Raw genomic sequence first — 18,206 nt, 5'->3', positions numbered from 1 at the left:
AAATTCCATTTTCCTTCACAATTGCTTTTCCTTTTCTGAATGTTGACGCTGACTCATATTGGTAAGGTATAATGAGTCTGTTTTTAGTATCTACATATCCATAGCTGTCGTTTTTCATTACTGGAAATAATTTATCATCCAAATGGCTAAACAATTCAATACTTTTATTTTCAATAGGAATAATCAAATTTCCATCGCAGTCAATTACTCCTTCAAGGTTATTCATAAATACAGACCAATAAAGGGAATTAATATCACCTGTAATCAAATCATAAATAGGTTCAGTTATATATCTCCCGTTACAATTTATTAGTCCAAATTTATTGTTTTTTGATTTGTAAACAGCAACTGAATTGTATATACCATGATTTGTTAATTCAATACTGTCATTAAATATTTTTTGCCCTTTACTATTGATATAATTGGATTTACCATTCTCAAAAACAAAAAAATATTTAGAACTTATACGATCTATTCTTTGATATTTAAATTCAGTAATTTGATTTCCATTCAAATCAATTAGTGCATGTAAGCGATCTTCTTTAAATGCAATACCAATGTCACCCTGCCAAATAGCTCCTTTAAACTCTGGGAACAAATTCATTTCATTTTTGAAATTTAAATAACCAAATTCGTCATCTTTGATAATATTTGCTTTTCCGTCAGGAAACAAAATTCCATCGGTAAACCCATCGGTCAATAATTCACCATTTCTATTTAGTAAACCAACATTAATCTTAATGCTTTCTTTATTAAATTGATATAGATAGGAAGAGATTTCAAATAAATATTTTATATCAAAATTTTGAGCAAAACAATTATTTCTTGCAACTATAATCAGCACAAGAATGATTACATACTTCATTATTTAAAGTTCAATATTTAAAAAAATCAAAATTACTAAAAAAAATAGTTACGCTTTTTCTTATTTTTTTAATAACTTTAAATCACAAAACTGAACAAATGATTCAAAGTCTTCTTAATTTATTCTATCCAAAAGTCTGTTTGGGTTGTGAAAACCTTTTGCTGTCCAATGAAGGAATCGTTTGTACAGCTTGTATTCACAAGCTGCCTGTCACTCGGCAATTGGATCAGCAAGATAATGAACTAATGAAACGTTTTTACGGAAGAATTCAAGTCGAACATGCCTCCGCACTGTTTTACTTTCACAAAAAAGGAATCGTGCAAAAAATCATCCATCACCTAAAATACAAAGGTCATCAAGAAATAGGCACTTTTATTGGTCAGTGGTACGGAGAAGAGCTAAAAGAAATCCATCAAAAGCAATCTTTTGACGAAATTATCCCGGTGCCACTTCACAAGAAACGTTTCAGAGAACGAGGTTACAACCAACTGACAACTTTTGGTCAGACTCTTTCTAAATCGTTGAATATACCTTATAACGACAGTATTTTGCATCGTGATATTTATGCTGTTACCCAAACCAAAAAAAGTCTTTTTGACCGAACCGAAGACAAAAAGACCACTTTTGGGGTAAATTATACTGAGAAAGACCATGGAAAACACTTTTTGCTCATTGATGATGTGATTACCACCGGTGCAACTTTAGAGGCTTGTGGAAAAGTTTTAAGCAGTATTCCCAATGCAAAAGTAAGTATTGTAGCGATGGCTTATTCACATTGATACTAACAAAAAGATAAAACATTTCATTTACACTAAATATAATTGTTATTTTGTGGAGTAAAATTTATGAATTGCTCATGAGATATCTGTCCCTAATTGTCTGCCTTTTCTTGTTGATTGGTTGTGCCAAAAGAGGTACTATCACCGGCGGGTTAAAAGATACTATTGCACCGGTTTTGATACAAAGTTTTCCGAAAAATTTCTCGACCGATTTTAAAGGTGACGAAATCAAATTGGTTTTTGATGAACTGATTAAATTAAAAGATGTGAACAAACAATTGATTGTTTCGCCTCCCATGAAGGATGCTCCGCAAATTTCGCCAACGAGTGTGAGCAAGTTTATAACCATTAAAATTAAAGACACCTTACAACCCAATACTACCTATAGTTTCAATTTTGGACAAAGTATCCAAGATAATAATGAAGGCAATCCGTACCAGCAATTCAAGTACGTTTTTTCAACTGGAAGTTACATCGATTCATTGACGGTTTTAGGAACCATAAAAGATGCGTACGCTAAAAAGACCGACAATTTTGTGTCGGTCATGTTGTATGAACACGATGAGAATTTTGATGATTCTATTGTTTACAAAGAGAATCCCAGATACATTACCAACACTTTAGATTCTATCAAAGCATTTAGTCTAGAGAATTTAAAGGCAGGAAAATATTTTTTAGTAGCCCTGAAAGATCTCAATAATAACAACAAATTTGATCCAAAAACAGATAAAATCGGGTTTTTTAATGAACCTATTTCAGTGCCCGAAAATGCAATTTATTCGCTGGAATTGTTTAAAGAAGAATTACCATTTAAACCTACTAGAGCGAGTCAAGGTTCGGGAAATAAAATTTATTTGGGCTATGAAGGAAAATTAAAAGATATTGAATTGAAACTTAAAAACGATTCAACCGAATTACCTATAAAAGTCACTCCTCTACAAGGTAAAGATTCGTTGCAAATTTGGTATCCCAAACAAAAAGCAGATTCATTAAAACTTTGGATTAAAACAGCGAAATTAGAAAAGGAATTGAATGTAAAATTGAAAGACATGTATGCCGATTCGCTGAGTGTTTCCTTAGTTCAGAGTGGAATTTTACATTTTAGAGATACCTTAGCCTTGCAAAGTTCAACCCCTTTAAGCACGTTTGATTATTCAAAAGTTACACTTATCAATAAAGATTCTGTGGCTGTTGCTTATCAACCCTTTTACGATGAAAAAAAGCAGCAGCTGAATTTTATCTTTAAAAAGGAACCCTTGGAAAATTATCAATTAAGTGCTTTGCCGGGGGCATTTACCGATATGTTTGCAAAAACCAACGATTCCCTGCAATTTCGACTAAGTACCCGTAATGTTTCAGAATATGGCAATTTGCGAATGAATTTGAGCGGAGTAAAATCCTATCCCATTATTGTTGAACTTACAAATGATGTCGGAAAAATTTTGGCGAATGCCTACGTAACTGAAGCGAAGACTATTGAATTTGAACAAGTACAGCCCGCATTATTTACGGTTCGAATAATTTATGATGTAAATAAAAATGGTGTCTGGGATACAGGTAATTATTTAGAAAAAAGGCAATCAGAGGAAGTTATTTATATTAAAAGACCTGTAGATGTCCGAGCCAATTGGGATGTTGTAGAACCTATTAATTTGGGAGGATAACAAATTATACTAATTTAAATGCATCTCCGTCATTCAGAAAGTTCAACTTTGAACGGGTTTCAAGCATTTTGTTTTTATTTAAAATAGTGGTAAAAATACCCTCAATTTCCAAAGGTTTAACAAGGTAATCACCTAATTCATCAATCACTTGCGAGTGACCGGTGTATTGATGATTATTGTCATCTGCTCCAATGCGATTGACACCCACCACATAACATAAATTTTCAACCGCTCTTGCTTTTAGTAAGATATCCCAGGCATTAATTCTGACTTTTGGCCAATTGGCAACATAAATTAATAAATCATAGCTTTCAACATTGCGAGCAAAGACAGGAAAACGCAAATCATAGCAAATTTGAAGGCATATTTTCCATTCTTTGTAGGTTACAATAGTTTTAGATGTTCCTGACTGATACGTCTGATGTTCGCCTGCTAAGGTGAATAAATGTCTTTTGTCATAATATTCTACAGTACCGTTTGGAAAAACAAATACCATACGGTTGTAGTAATTTTTATTTTCCTCAATAACTAAACTTCCCGTGATGGCTAAATTGTTTTTTAAAGCCAGATTTTGAAGCCATTGAATGGTAGCTCCGGTCATCGTTTCAGCAACCGACTTAGGATTCATTGTAAATCCGGAAGTAAACATTTCAGGAAGAATAACTAAATCTGATGCAGGGAGTAAATCATTGATTTTTTCCTCGAAGTATAATCGGTTAGCCACCGGGTTTTCCCAGCTTAACGGAGATTGAATAATACTGATGGTCATCATTTGAACTTTTTATAAAAGTACATTAAAATAGTTTTTCTTACCTTGAACAAAATTTAAAACATGAAAAAATTTAGTTTCTTTTTGATTTTACTTTCCACATTGTCGCTTTGTGCTCAAGAAAAATCGGGAGCTCAGCAGTTTTGGGAAACCTTAAAAACGCATTGCGGAAAATCCTTTGAAGGTCAAATTACCGAAGGTCCGGCGAATGATGATTTTCGCGGTAAACGTTTGGTGATGCACGTCCGCTCTTGCGAGGCAAATACTATTCGAATTCCTTTTTTTGTAGGCGATGACAAATCGAGAACTTGGGTTTTGACTTACGAAAAGGATCGAATTACACTCAAACACGACCATCGACATGAAGATGGAACCGAAGATAAAGTCACACAATATGGTGGAACCACTCCTAATACAGGCTTGCCGGAGATACAAATTTTTCCCGCCGATCAACAAACGTGCGATTTGATTGCATATGCGTCAAACAATGTTTGGTGGATTACAATTGACGAAACTTCGTTTACCTATAATCTCAGAAGGATTGGATCCGACAGGGTTTTTTCAGTAAAATTCGACTTAACAAAAACAGTTGAAAATCCTTCCGCACCATGGGGTTGGAAGGATTAATCAAGTTTATACTGTAAATCCATCCGGTAAGATAACACCTTTTTTAACTACAATAATTCCGTCACGAACCGTGTACCACGGCGTGTTTGTATCCTCTAAGTGTTTCCCTCCGTTTAATTTAACGTCATTACCAATTCGGCAATTTTTGTCAACTATCGTGTTGTGAATATGACATCGCTCACCAATACCAATATTGATGATATGTTGGTTTTGGTTATTGCTTAATTCTTCCAGATTTTGATAAAAATCATTACCCATCAAATAGGATTTTGAAATAACAGAACCTGCACCAATTCTGCTTCGAATTCCAATTACTGAATCACTTATTTGAGTTGAATGTATAATACATCCTTCTGCAAGTATAGTTTTTTCGATACTGGTTTTACCGGAAACTTTTGTTGGAGGAAGTGTTCGGGCACGTGTATAAATTCTTTTTGAATTGTCAAATAAATTGAATTTAGGGATGTCTTCCGTCAACTCTAAGTTGGCTTCAAAAAAAGAATCAATATTTCCAATATCGGTCCAATAACCCTCGTATTGGTAACTTAAAACTTTGTGCTTACCAATGGCTTGCGGGATAATTTCTTTACCAAAATCTTTGGTATCCGGATTGGCCATCAATTCCACCAATAAATCCCGATTAAATATATAAATACCCATGGAAGCCAAATAATGTCGGCCTTCATTTTTCATTTCGTCACTTACTTCCGAAGTCCATTCCGGTAATAATTCCGGTTTTGGTTTTTCGATGAAAGAAGTAATTACGCTTTCGTCATTTGTTTTTAAAATTCCAAATTCAGGAGCTTCTTTCGACGAAACCGGCAAAGTGGCAATAGAAATGGCAGCACCACTTTTTTCGTGGGCATCAATCATTTCATTAAAGTTCATTTGATACAATTGATCACCTGATAAAATCAAAGCATAATCAAAATCATGATTTAAAAAATGCTGCATACATTGGCGAACGGCATCAGCGGTGCCTTGAAACCAAGTTGGGTTATCAGGTGTTTGCTCCGCCGCAAGGATATCAACAAATGCAGTGCTAAAATGGCTGAAATGATAGGTGTTTTTGATGTGTTGGTTTAAGGAAGCTGAATTAAATTGTGTTAATACAAACATTCGTTTGATATCTGAATTGATACAATTTGAGATTGGAATATCAACCAATCGGTATTTACCGGCAATTGGAACCGCAGGTTTTGATCTGCTTTCTGTTAAAGGTGCTAAGCGTGAACCTTGACCGCCACCTAAAATGATGGCTAATGTACTCTTTTTCATTGTTTAATTAATTAATGATTGGTAAACTGCACTATATTCTTCTGCAACTTTATCCCAAGAATGGTCTATTTGCATGGTTGTTTTTATAATGGCATCGAATGTTTTGGTGTCGGCATATAATTGAATACCGCGATACATGGAATGTGTGACATCAAAAACGCTTGCTTTATCATGGCAGATACCAAAGCCGCCATCGCCGAAATCGTAAACAGTATCTTTTAGTCCGCCGGTTCTTCGAACAATTGGAATAGTGCCGTACCGCAAGGCATACATTTGGTTTAATCCGCACGGTTCCACGCGGGAAGGCATCAAAAGAAAATCGGCACCGGCATAGATAATATGTGCCAATTTTTCATTGTAGCCAATGTAGGTGTTGAAATTGCCATGGTAAAAATTTTGCAGATTTTGCAAGCCTCGTTCCAAATTAGTATCACCGGAACCTAATATCAGAATATTTAATTTTTGATAAAATTCATTCAGTGCAACACTGCAAATTTGAGGTAACAAATCAGCACCTTTTTCACCAACTAACCGACCTATAAAAGTAAATAAAGGTAATTTTGGGTCCAAATTAAATTGTTCGCATAAAAAAGCTTTGTTTGCAGCCTTCCCTTTTTTAAACCCTTTTAAAGTATAATTGGCATGAAGCATTTCATCTGTTTGTGTATTCCAAACATCTGTGTCAATACCGTTGAGTATTCCAACCAATTTTGATCGTTCAAAACGCAGTAAATTTTCTAATCCATTCGCTTCATTACTTATTTCATCTAAGTAACTTGGTGAGACGGTCGTTACTTTCCAAGCACATTTGACGGCAGAAGCCAAAGGGTTGATGACACCTCCCCATTCTAAAAAGCCCGAACGACCTCTGTCAAAATCGGGTAAATAGTGAATTTTATCAAATCCAAACCAACCTTGATATTGTCCGTTGTGAATAGTTAAAACAGTTGGCGTATTTTTAAAGTGCGGGTAGTTGTAACAAAACTGAACCATAAACGGAATCAAACCGGTGTGATGATCGTGACAATGAATCACGTCAAGTTGCTGATTAGTTTCGGTTAACCAATTTAAAAAAGCAATTTGAAAAGCGGTAAATCGTTCAGTATCGTCTTCATACGAATAGACATTCGGGCGATCAAAAAGTTCCGGAATTGCAATTAAATAGAGGTCAAAACCCAATTTATTGGTTTTTTCTTTAAGAATGGTATACGAAAATTGAAACCAACCCAGTTTTAATAAACCTTTGTGTACAATGTCAAATTCATTCTCTTGAGTGAATTTATTATCATAACCTGGAACCACAACTTTAGCAGTATGTCCTAATTTATTAAGATATTTTGGCAAGGCACCAACTACATCTGCAAGCCCGCCAACCTTGGCAACGGGATAACATTCTGCACTAATATGAAAAATCTCCATGGATGTAACTAATTCAGTAGAATATAAAGGTATGAATTTTTTTCAAACGTTATAGTTGCTGTGATTTATTTTATTGTTATTTCATCAATAAAAATAAATGCTTCACCATCAAAAGGAAAACCTTGATGCCATTCAGGTAGTTTGCCAAAATTGGTTGCTTTTACTTTTACATAACGAGCTTTTACCGGCTTGCTGTTGCTTTCAAATTCTTTAATGGTAGAATTATATTCTTTCGGGTCAATCGTGTTGTTTTGTGTATCGAAAAGTGTGAAATTTATATTGTCATCCGAAATATAGTACTCGACTTTGGTGGGCATCAAAATCCATGAACGAGTGTCTTGCAGAAAATTAGCGGTAATCTGACTGATTTCGCGGGTAGCTTGCATATCAATGACCGCTTCAAAATCTTGGTTTTGATAGCCTTGCCAATCGCCTTTTCGCCAGTTTTCTGTGCCAAAAATACCGTCAATCAAACCTTCCGGACCACCGGCATGGTATTGTGGGTTGTATTTTGACTTAGTATCGATGGTGAAATTATTAGGTTTTTTGAAAAAGGTGGCGGAGACTGTTCCACTTTGCCCTTCATTTGATTTTACATAAGCCAAAATGGTGGAAGTTTGATTTATTTCAAAGGACTGCGAATAGGGAACAAATGTTTTTTTGGCGAGATAATCTTCTGCATCACTAATCATGTAGAATATACTATCTTTTGGGTTTTGAGAGAAAATTTCAATCTTCATTTTAACTTTAAAGGATTTACTTTCTGCTTCAATTACTGGAACTGGAATGTATTTATCAGATTCTATACCCACAGTATCATAATAGCATCCAAAGTTTTTATCACTAAAAAACCCAAAACTATAATTCTTATAATCAGAATCTAAGTTAGATATGATTTCTTTATGTCCATTTTCAAAATATACCTTAATTTTTTCAAAAAATGGTTTTACAGTTTCCCAATTTGGTTGACCAGGAGTCACATTATAAATTCCCATCGAACTCAACACATACCACCCACTCATTTGCCCGCAGTCTTCGTTACCAATTAAACCGTCGGGGTCGTTTTTGTAGAAATTTTCTAAAATGAAATGTACTTTTTCTTTCGTTTTTTCGGGTTTGCCAACATAATTGTACAAATACGCCACGTGATGACTTGGTTCGTTTCCGTGAGCATATTGACCAATTAAACCAGTGATATCTACTTGATGGCGACCGGAGGTTTCACTGACAGAATTAAACATTTCGTCTAATTTAGCTTGAAATTTGTCTGCACCACCCATTGCTCCTATCATTCCCTCTATGTCCTGCGGAACAAAAAAAGTGTATTGCCAACCATTGGCTTCGGTGTAATTGTTGTTCACTTCTTTAGGGTCAAAAGGTTTATCCCAACCACCATTTTTCTTAGGTTGAATGAATCCGGTTTCCCAGTTGAAAAGGTTTTTCCAATTTTGGGAACGAAGCATGAAATAGTTGTAATCTTCTTTTTTATCAAGCAACACTGCCATTTGAGCAATGCACCAGTCGTCATAGGCATATTCTAAGGTTTTGGAAACACTTTCATGTTCATCATCAATCGAAATAAAACCTTGCTTTTTATAGGCATCTAACCCCAAATGATCAAGCATTGCAGAATGTTTTGCGGCTTCATACGCTTTTTCATAATCAAATCCTTCGATGCCTTTTGCCATCGCATCGGCAATTACAGAAACAGAATGGTAGCCAATCATACAATCGGTTTCGTTGGAAGCGAGTTCCCAAACGGGTAAGCGACCACCTTGCTCAAACTGTTTGATAAAAGTGTTTATGTAGTCGGACGTTCGTTTTTTATCAATCAACGTATACAGCGGATGAGCAGCTCGAAACGTATCCCAAAGCGAAAAAACGGTGTAATAATCAAATCCATCTGCTTTATGAATTTGGTTATCACGGCCTCGGTATTTTCCGTCTAAATCTTGTGCGATGTTGGGTTGCATCATCGTGTGATACAACGCGGTATAGAAAATGGCAAGTTTGTTTTTATCGGAAGAAGTGACTTCAATTTTTGAGAGTTCTTTGTTCCATAATTCTTCTGCTGCTTTTTTGACTTTGTTGAAGTCCCAATGTGTAATTTCGGTGCTGTTTAATTTTGCACCTTCATAACTTGTGGGCGAAAGGGAAACTTTTACAAGAATTTTTTCCCCTTTTTTGACTTTTTTGGAGAAACTAATGGCAAGTTCTGTTCCTTTATATAATCCTTCGAGTTTAGTGATTTGACCTTTGACCAAATTTGTTTTTAAAGGAACATTATACTCGATTCTAGCATAGACATATTGGTCACGAGCCCAAGCTTCACTTCTTCGCAATACTTCGATAGTTTTATCGTCAATTACTCGGATTCTTCCTTCCAACAATTTATCACGGTGATTTAAGTCTAAAATAATGTTGGCTTGACCGCTTTCATTGAAGGTATATTCATGAAAACCTACTCTTGTTGAGGTGGTTAAACGGACATTAATATTATGTTTATCCAATTTAATGGAATAAAATCCCGCAGAAGCGTTTTCGTTGGCATGTGAAAAAGTGGAAGAATAAATTTTGTTGTCAAAGGAAGGTTCGCCCATGGTTGGCATGAGTAATATATCACCGTAATCGGAAACGCCTGTGCCGTTCAAATGTGTATGTGAAAAACCATAAATTCGATTATCGGAATAATGGTAGCCCGAACAACCTTCCCAACTGCCGTCGATTCGGGTGTCGGGAGAAAGTTGAACCATTCCGTAAGGCACTGTAGCTCCTGGAAATGTATGTCCGGTTCCGCCTGTTCCAATGAAAGGATTGACGTATTGATGGTAATTTTGGCTGAAATGTTGTCCGCTAATAAAAAGAAATAATGAGAGAATGAAAATTCGCATTGTCTGTTGTTTTAACGTTACACCTGACAGGTTTTGGAAACCTGTCAGGTGTAAGATGATTGAAATCATTGTTTGTCCTTCAAATATACTAATTTTTCTATTGAGGCAGAATTCGCGTCAGGGATTGTAGCGGCGTCCTTTAGTGGAGTCCCTGTAACTATCGGGAGAACAAAAGATAACTCGGAAAGCTTGGTTTGCCGTGGCGAAAACGCCCACAAAAAAAGCATTCAACTATTGCTGAATGCTTTTCTTTTATTAGACAGATAAATTTTACAAACTCGCTTTCAAATACTCTCTGTTCATACGAGCAATATTTTCTAATGAAATGCCTTTTGGACATTCGATTTCGCAAGCTCCGGTATTGGTACAATTTCCGAAACCTTCTTCATCCATTTGGCGAACCATGTTTAATACGCGTTCGGTTGCTTCCACTTTTCCCTGCGGTAAAAGTGCATATTGCGACACTTTTGCACCCACAAACAACATGGCAGAACCGTTTTTACATGACGCAACACAAGCTCCGCAACCAATGCAAGCTGCTGCCATAAAGGCATTGTCGGCATCTTGTTTTGGAATGGGAATTGAATTTGCATCAATCGTCTTTCCTGAAGTGTTTACCGATATGAAACCGCCCGCTTGCTGAATACGTTCAAAAGCAGATCGATCCACTACTAAATCTTTTATTACCGGGAATGCTTTGCTTCTCCAAGGCTCAACGAAGATGGTATCGCCGTCGTTGAACATTCGCATGTGCAATTGACAAGTTGTAATGCCTGTATCTGGTCCGTGAGCACGTCCGTTAATGTATAACGAACAACTACCGCAAATTCCTTCACGACAATCGTGATCAAATGCTACAGGTTCTTTTCTGTCGTTTACCAATTGTTCGTTTAATTGATCTAACATCTCCAAAAACGAACTGGCTGTTGAAACATTATCTAATTTGTATGTTTCAATTCCACCTTTGGTTTTGGCATTCTTTTGACGCCAAATTTTTAAGGTAATATTTATATTTTTAGCTGCACTCATAGTATCTTATTTATAATTTCTAGCTGCAATTTTAATTTCTTCGTATTTTAATTCTTCCTTGTGTAATTCAGCTTTTGAAATGTCTGAACCTTTGTATTCCCAAGCTCCTACGAATTTGAATTTTTCGTCGTCTCGCAATGTTTCGCCTTCGGCATCTTGGTATTCTTCGCGGAAGTGACCGCCACAAGATTCGTTTCGTTGCAAGGCGTCCATCGCCATCAATTGGCCCAATTCAATAAAATCAGCTACACGAAGTGCTTTTTCTAATTCTTGGTTTAATTCATCAGCACTTCCCGGAACATATACATCGCTATAGAATTCTTCTTTTAACGCGGCAATTTCGGTAATCGCTTGTTTTAAGCCTTGCTCATTTCTGCCCATTCCGACCTTATTCCACATAATTAATCCTAAACGTTTATGGAAATGATCCACTGTTTTGGTTCCGTTATTAGTTAAGAATTTATCTATTTGAGATTTTACATTTGATTCTGCCTCTGCAAATTCAGGTAAATTGGTCGAAATTTTTCCTGTTCGGATATCGTCTGCTAAATAATTGGAAACGGTGTAAGGCAAAACAAAGTAACCGTCTGCTAAACCCTGCATTAAAGCTGATGCTCCTAAACGGTTCGCCCCATGATCAGAGAAATTAGCCTCCCCAGCTACAAAACATCCCGGAATAGTAGATTGTAAATTATAATCAACCCAAACACCACCCATGGTATAGTGTACTGCAGGATAAATTTTCATAGGCGTTTCGTAGGGATTCTCGTCGGTAATTTTTTGATACATGGTAAATAAGTTACCATATTTTTCCTTTAACCATTGCTTTCCGTAACTGGTAATCTCGTCAGCTGACGGATTGTGATTACCTTTTGCATAAGCTGCTTGTTTCCCTTTGGATTGAATTTCAGTAGAAAAATCTAAATATACACCCTCATTCGTATCATTCGATTCGATACCACGTCCTGCATCGCACACTTCTTTGGCGGCTCTTGAAGAAATATCTCGCGGAGCTAAATTTCCATAAGAAGGATATTTTCTTTCCAAGAAATAATCTCGATCTTCTTCTAAAATATCTAAAGCTTTTAATTTTCCTGCACGAATGGCTTCTGCGTCCTCTTTTTTCTTTGGCACCCAAATTCGGCCTGAATTACGCAATGATTCCGACATTAACGTTAGTTTCGATTGATTGGTACCGTGAACGGGGATACAAGTTGGGTGAATTTGCACAAAACACGGATTGGCGAATAAAGCTCCTTGTTTGTGGATTTTCCAACTGGCAGTAACATTACAACCCATGGCATTGGTTGATAGGAAATAAACATTTCCGTAACCCCCGGTTGCAATGACAACAACGTGTGCAGCATGTCTTTCCAATTCTCCGGTTATTAGGTTTCGAGCAATGATTCCGCGAGCTTTTCCGTTAACTTTTACCAATTCTAACATTTCGTGACGGTTGAACATTTTCACACGTCCTAATCCGATTTGTCTTGATAAAGCGGAATACGCTCCTAATAACAATTGCTGACCTGTTTGACCTGCTGCATAAAACGTACGTTGTACTTGTGTTCCGCCAAAGGAACGGTTGTCTAACATTCCGCCGTATTCACGAGCAAAAGGAACACCTTGAGCCACACATTGATCAATGATGCTTCCTGAAACTTCTGCTAAACGATGAACATTTGCTTCACGAGCACGGTAATCGCCACCTTTGATGGTATCATAAAAAAGACGGTAAACGCTATCACCGTCATTTTGATAGTTTTTGGCTGCATTGATTCCCCCTTGAGCCGCAATTGAGTGAGCTCTTCTAGGAGAATCTTGAAAACAAAAAGCACTTACATTATAACCCATTTCTCCAAAAGAAGCAGCAGCAGAAGCACCGGCCAATCCTGTTCCAACGACAATAATGTCGATTTTTGGACGGTTATTGGGTGCAACTAATTTTAAATGATTTTTATGGTTTGTCCACTTTTGAGCAACTGGACCTTCCGGTATTTTTGAATCTAACTTCATAATATATTCTGATGTTGATTATTTAGTAAAATAAATGAATAGTGGAATTATTGCAAAAAGCAAAGGAACAACCACTGCAAAAGCTTTCCCAATAAATTTGATTGTTGGCGTCCAAGTTGGACTGTTTAATCCTAATGACTGAAAAGCACTTTGGAAACCGTGCCATAAATGGAAGGCTAACACCAACATGGAGAATACATAAAAAAGGGTAAAATACAAACCGTATTGTTTTTCTCTAAAAAAGTCAAAGGTAATTTTATGCAAATCTTTGTATAACTCACCTACTTTTACGTTTGCTTGAACATTGTAAACATCCGTTCTGTTTCTAATTTCTAACTGTTTTGGAGGCACACCAGGCATTTCTATTGTATCACCCGCTGATTTCACTTGATCCACTTGATAATATTGACCTACTGTTGTACCCACATAATAATCGCTTTTCATCCCCGGACCCGTCACTATAGATTGGGTCATCAATGGCATTTTTTCATCAAAATGCATTTTTGCCCAAAAATTAATCATGTGTGTGGCGATAAATACTAAAACCAATGTTCCAAGAATTGCCATGTTTCTAGAAGCAAAGCTACTATTGGCTGAGGGATTGGATTTTGCATAACCTACAGGTCGTGCTTGTTTGTTTTGAATAGTTAGTAAAATTCCATCAATTGCATGAAATAAAATGGAGATGTAGGTAAGGTAAGAAAGAATTTTTACTGCTGGATTTGAGGTCATAAACAACGCATATTGGTTGAATTGTAACTGACTGTCAGGCATAAGCAATTGCAAATTCCCGGCAAGATGACCCGTTAAAAACAAGCATAAAAATAAACCCGTAAGAGCCATCCAGTATTTTTTTGCAATGGATGACTTCAAAAGTGCAGATTTTGCCATAATGTTTGTGTAAAATATTTTATAAAAATTTCACACAAATTTACAGCTATTTAGAAATAACTACAACCTTTTTAGTCTAATTTAAAGTGATTTTAAAGAAGGATTAACAAGTGTTTATTTTAGAAACACTTAGAAAATTCTCATTCAAATAGAAGAAAGAACTTTATTTAGTAAAACGCGGAATTAATCCACGCAATCCCATATCCACAACTTGTTCGCCAATAGAGGGTTCATATTTGCCATCGGAAGTAACTTCTGTCCATTCAAAACTATGATTGATGGATAAAGAAAGTTCAACAACTACATCACTTTCTTCGTTTCCGGTAATTATCATATTGTTTGAAAATTTACCTGTGACTACACAAGAACCTTGCGGAATAGGAGAGGTTGAAAAAAGTGGATTAGGTACAGTTGTGGCTCCTTCAGGGGCCTGACCGGAAGTGGCAAATGGAAAACCATTCAATGCAAATGCCCAATAACCTTGCGATCTGTTTGCATTTACCGGGAAAACATTGTTATCAATATTGTGTGTTCCAATATATGTTCTGAATCCAACAAAACTGTCTAATGTGCCGCTATAAGTTGTACCTTGATTTAGTATTTGAATGGTACCACTTTGGTAAGTTAAAGAAACTCGGACCCATTCATAGCTTCCGGAAGCTATATCTTTCAAAGGAATTTTTAAAAACACTTCATCATTACCAACGATTTTAGCCTTACTGAAATCAATTGCCATTGCACCGCCTAAATCGGTTTCAGGGGCGTGATAAACTATAGTTCCTTGACCTAATGGAGTAGTTGCAGTGGGAGCAAATTCTAAATAATGAGCACTGATTTTTTTGAAATCAGGTGTTTGAGCAGCATTTCCTTCGGGGATAACCGACAATTGACCGAGATTATTTAATCGAATTTGATTTGGGTCGAATTTGAATTTTACAATCAAACTTGGTTCGTCGTCCAATAGACTGTCTTCTGAACTGCACGAAAAAAACGATGCACTTGCAACAAAAATAAGTAGGAGTAAAAATTTAAATGCAGGTTTCATAAAATTCTAGTAAGTTTTGGTTACGTCTTTGTCTACAACGAGAATAAAGTCAGCTTTAGTATAGTTCTCTTTTTCTAATTTTGAAATATCCTCTTGTTCGACCGTAGCAATTGTTAAAATTTTTAAGGAGGGCTGATTTTTTTTCAAATACCAGGAGATTCCCTCAAAATTATCACTGTGATACGTGCCGTTGTAATGTACAAAAATAGTGCCAATGTTAATATTTTCTAAAATAAAATGTGCCATAGTGGCGTCTTTTAACGCTTGTGCTTTGGGCATTTTTTCGCCTGCATGACCGCCCATCATTTCCAACATGCTTTTGTAACCGGGAAGATTGATGTCAAACGGAATAGGAAGGGGAGCCATCCAACTTTTTTCTTCTGCTGTCAAATCGTTTAAGCCTGTAAAATCTTTTTTAAAAACCATACTTGCATAGCGTCGGGGGACATTTGTTGCAATAAAACGGAAGTTTTTCTCTTTTGCAAAATCAACCAAAGGTTTGTAATCGGTTTTATAATTGTTCCAAAGCCTTGCTGTACTGTCCAATTGCTTCTGATTGATTTCACCTTTTAAATATTGGTCCAATTGTTTTTGATTATCGGCCTCTATCATTTCTGCTCCTAAAACCAATGATTTCTTTTGAGCCAAGTCTTTTGTAAATTCCAATTGCAACCAATGAACAATCGAATTGTCATGGTATTCGCCAAATAAAGCCACTTCATTTTTTTCAGCGGCTTTTAAAAGTTTATCATACGTAGTTTTTTTGCCTTCTTTCGTGTATAATTGGTACGGCATTTTGTTTTGACCAAAATTGACAAGTCCAATCAGTAATGCGATTGCGGTGCCAATGATTTTATTTTCTTTCATCTTTTGCGATTTCTAAAGTTACTTGTTGCGAAACAGTTCCTTGTGTTAATTTTACTTGGTAGTTTCCCGGAATCAAATAGGTTTTGTTGTTTTTTGCCGGTTTTAAAACCACTTTTTTGTCTTTTTTCACCCAACGTTCAACACCTGATTTTGAAGCTTCTACTTTATAATTCCATTGATTGATTCCGGATACGGCGTTTTGAGTATCTTCAAAAACCACCACTCCGGCATCATTTAAAACTTGAATTTGAACTATTCCTGCTTTCTTAACATAATAATCTACTGTTGTTTCCGGTTCGTAAGCAGCTAGCCACTTGCTCCAATTACTTCCCCAGTTTTCAGAATAGTTCATTTTTTGAATGTCAAAAATTTTCAAATCCTGAGCCAAGACAGTATCGTTTAATTGTTGGATGGCTTTTAAGCTAACTTTATAAATGGAGCGTCCGTGTGTTCCGATAACTAAATCTTTAGCTTCTGTTTGGATGACTAAATCGTGCACGGCAACAGGTGGCAATCCATTCATAAACGGCTGCCAGTTTATACCTCTGTCAAAGGAAATGTAAAGTCCGTTATCGGTTCCAACATAAAGTATATTTTGGTTCACCGAATCTTCTCGGATCACATTCACCGGAGCTTTTGAAATAGAAGAAGAAATGTTGGTCCAATTTTGACCATAATCTTCGGAAACATAAACATACACTGCAAAATCATCCCAACGATAACCATTTAAAGTGATGTATACCCGTTCTTTTTTATGCGACGATGCCACTACTCGCGAAACCCATAAATCTTTTGGAAAAGAATCGGATATTTTCTGCCAACTCGAACCGCCATCTTGGGTTACGTGCACCAATCCGTCGTCACTTCCCGCATAAAGTAAACCAAATTGAAACGGACTCTCACTAATGGTTGTAATCGTTCCATACGCCACATTTCCTTCTTTTCCACCTTGGGTTAAATCAGTTGAAAGGACTTCCCAACTGTCTCCCTGATTAAACGAACGATGTAAAAATTGTGAACCTATGTATAAAATGTCCTGATTGTGTGCCGATAATAAAATAGGTGTTTGCCAATTGTATCGCAAGGGTTTTTCTTCTTTCTTGGCCTTAGGGGAAATGTATTTTTGTCTTCCTGATGGACGATCGATGCGGTAATAATTCCCAAACTGAAATCCTGTGAAAATGGTGTTGGGATTTCTTCGGTCTATTTGCGTTTGCATTCCATCACCGCCCATTAAACTTTCATAAGGGTATTGGCCTTCTTGGTGCCAATCTACACTGTATTTATAATTATTCGGACCTACCCAAACACCGTTGTCCTGTAAGCCACCGTATACGTTGTAAGGTTCTTGATAATCGACATTTACGGAGTAAAACTGACCAACACCGTTCGGATTGCATTTGATCCAATTGGCACCGTCGTCATAAGAAATGTTTAATCCCCCGTCGTTACCATTAATTAAATGTCCCGGTTTCTTAGGATTGACCCATACGATATGATGATCGGCATGCACGTTTTCTCTATTAATGGAAACAAATGTTTTCCCACCATCATCAGAACGAATTATAGGGACACCCGTTACATATAGTTTACTTGAATTAACAGGATCTACTGCTATGAGACCAAAATAATAGCCATAGGTGTAATAAAAATCATCAATGTAATCCAAATTTGTTTTGGTCCATGATTTTCCACCGTCGGTTGATTTATAAACTTCGGCACCGATCACTTCTGTTTCAAATAACGCAGCATTGGCATCTTGCAAGATGCTTTTCGCTTCTAGCGGACTCATAGCTCCATCTTGCAACCAGTTTTTAATATTCTCGGCACGGTATTTTTCGGAAAGTCCGAGTTTTTTTAAATAAGAGTTGATTTCTTTGTCTGATTTTTGCACAAATACATCACCGGGAACACTGAACATTTCCGGTAAAGTTGATTTTTTTTCCGCTGTTTTCGGCCGTTTGCTTTGATTGTCATGCACCGCATAAACGATGTTGTTGTCGAAAGCAGCTAGTCCAATTCTACCAACACCTACACCCGTTGGGAAGCCACTTTCAAGAGTAGTC

Annotated in this window: 14 protein-coding genes; 3 read left to right on the top strand and 11 right to left on the bottom strand. The window is 36.5% G+C overall.

Going from position 1 to position 18,206, the window contains the following annotated elements; translation table 11 throughout:
• Positions 1-865, bottom strand: an 865-nt coding sequence (locus tag ACIQ2S_RS04435; protein ID WP_396173201.1) for a WG repeat-containing protein, incomplete at its 3' end; no start/stop codon positions are given.
• A gap of 98 nt (positions 866-963) precedes the next feature.
• Between ACIQ2S_RS04435 and ACIQ2S_RS04430 the strand changes: the two genes are divergently transcribed.
• Entirely contained in the window at positions 964-1,644 is a 681-nt protein-coding gene (locus ACIQ2S_RS04430) for a ComF family protein (protein ID WP_396173199.1), read from the top strand.
• Positions 1,645-1,721: 77 nt separating this feature from the next.
• Positions 1,722-3,308 (top strand): Ig-like domain-containing protein, encoded by a 1,587-nt coding sequence (locus ACIQ2S_RS04425; RefSeq protein ID WP_396173195.1) that lies wholly within the window; start codon positions 1,722-1,724, stop codon positions 3,306-3,308.
• A 4-nt stretch (positions 3,309-3,312) separates the two neighbouring features.
• Here ACIQ2S_RS04425 and ACIQ2S_RS04420 read toward each other — a convergent pair whose 3' ends face one another.
• Entirely contained in the window at positions 3,313-4,077 is a 765-nt protein-coding gene (locus tag ACIQ2S_RS04420; RefSeq protein ID WP_396173204.1) for a nitrilase family protein, read from the bottom strand.
• A 63-nt stretch (positions 4,078-4,140) separates the two neighbouring features.
• On the opposite strand from ACIQ2S_RS04420, the gene ACIQ2S_RS04415 reads away from it, so the two are divergent.
• Positions 4,141-4,704: a hypothetical protein gene (locus tag ACIQ2S_RS04415; RefSeq protein WP_396173193.1), complete on the top strand. Its 564-nt coding sequence runs from the start codon at positions 4,141-4,143 to the stop codon at positions 4,702-4,704.
• A 6-nt stretch (positions 4,705-4,710) separates the two neighbouring features.
• On the opposite strand, the gene ACIQ2S_RS04410 is transcribed toward ACIQ2S_RS04415, so the two are convergent.
• The 9 genes from ACIQ2S_RS04410 to ACIQ2S_RS04370 form a co-directional block, all read right to left on the bottom strand.
• On the bottom strand, positions 4,711-5,982 hold the full coding sequence (locus tag ACIQ2S_RS04410; RefSeq protein WP_396173190.1) for a glucose-1-phosphate adenylyltransferase: 1,272 nt from the start codon (positions 5,980-5,982) through the stop codon (positions 4,711-4,713).
• Between the two features lie 3 nt (positions 5,983-5,985).
• Complete coding sequence (locus ACIQ2S_RS04405) at positions 5,986-7,401, bottom strand: glycogen synthase (protein WP_396173188.1); 1,416 nt, start codon at positions 7,399-7,401, stop codon at positions 5,986-5,988.
• 65 nt (positions 7,402-7,466) lie between these two features.
• A complete protein-coding gene (locus ACIQ2S_RS04400; protein WP_396173186.1) occupies positions 7,467-10,361 on the bottom strand; it encodes a GH92 family glycosyl hydrolase in 2,895 nt (964 codons plus the stop codon).
• Positions 10,362-10,562: 201 nt separating this feature from the next.
• Positions 10,563-11,321 (bottom strand): succinate dehydrogenase/fumarate reductase iron-sulfur subunit, encoded by a 759-nt coding sequence (locus tag ACIQ2S_RS04395; RefSeq protein WP_396173182.1) that lies wholly within the window; start codon positions 11,319-11,321, stop codon positions 10,563-10,565.
• A gap of 6 nt (positions 11,322-11,327) precedes the next feature.
• Complete coding sequence (locus ACIQ2S_RS04390) at positions 11,328-13,337, bottom strand: fumarate reductase/succinate dehydrogenase flavoprotein subunit (protein WP_396173180.1); 2,010 nt, start codon at positions 13,335-13,337, stop codon at positions 11,328-11,330.
• Positions 13,338-13,355: 18 nt separating this feature from the next.
• Entirely contained in the window at positions 13,356-14,228 is an 873-nt protein-coding gene (locus ACIQ2S_RS04385; RefSeq protein ID WP_396173178.1) for a succinate dehydrogenase cytochrome b subunit, read from the bottom strand.
• A 163-nt stretch (positions 14,229-14,391) separates the two neighbouring features.
• Entirely contained in the window at positions 14,392-15,273 is an 882-nt protein-coding gene (locus ACIQ2S_RS04380) for a hypothetical protein (RefSeq protein ID WP_396173175.1), read from the bottom strand.
• Positions 15,274-15,279: 6 nt separating this feature from the next.
• A complete protein-coding gene (locus ACIQ2S_RS04375) occupies positions 15,280-16,140 on the bottom strand; it encodes a ChaN family lipoprotein (protein ID WP_396173172.1) in 861 nt (286 codons plus the stop codon).
• The coding region (locus tag ACIQ2S_RS04370) for a glycosyl hydrolase (RefSeq protein ID WP_396173169.1) at positions 16,127-18,206 on the bottom strand (2,080 nt) is incomplete at its 5' end. The genes ACIQ2S_RS04375 and ACIQ2S_RS04370, both read right to left, overlap by 14 nt.

This window comes from Flavobacterium sp. (genome assembly GCF_044371705.1).
In the GTDB taxonomy this organism is placed as follows: domain Bacteria; phylum Bacteroidota; class Bacteroidia; order Flavobacteriales; family Flavobacteriaceae; genus Flavobacterium.
Note: the sequence above shows the minus strand (reverse complement) of the source record. Positions and strands in the feature narration are given on the sequence as shown.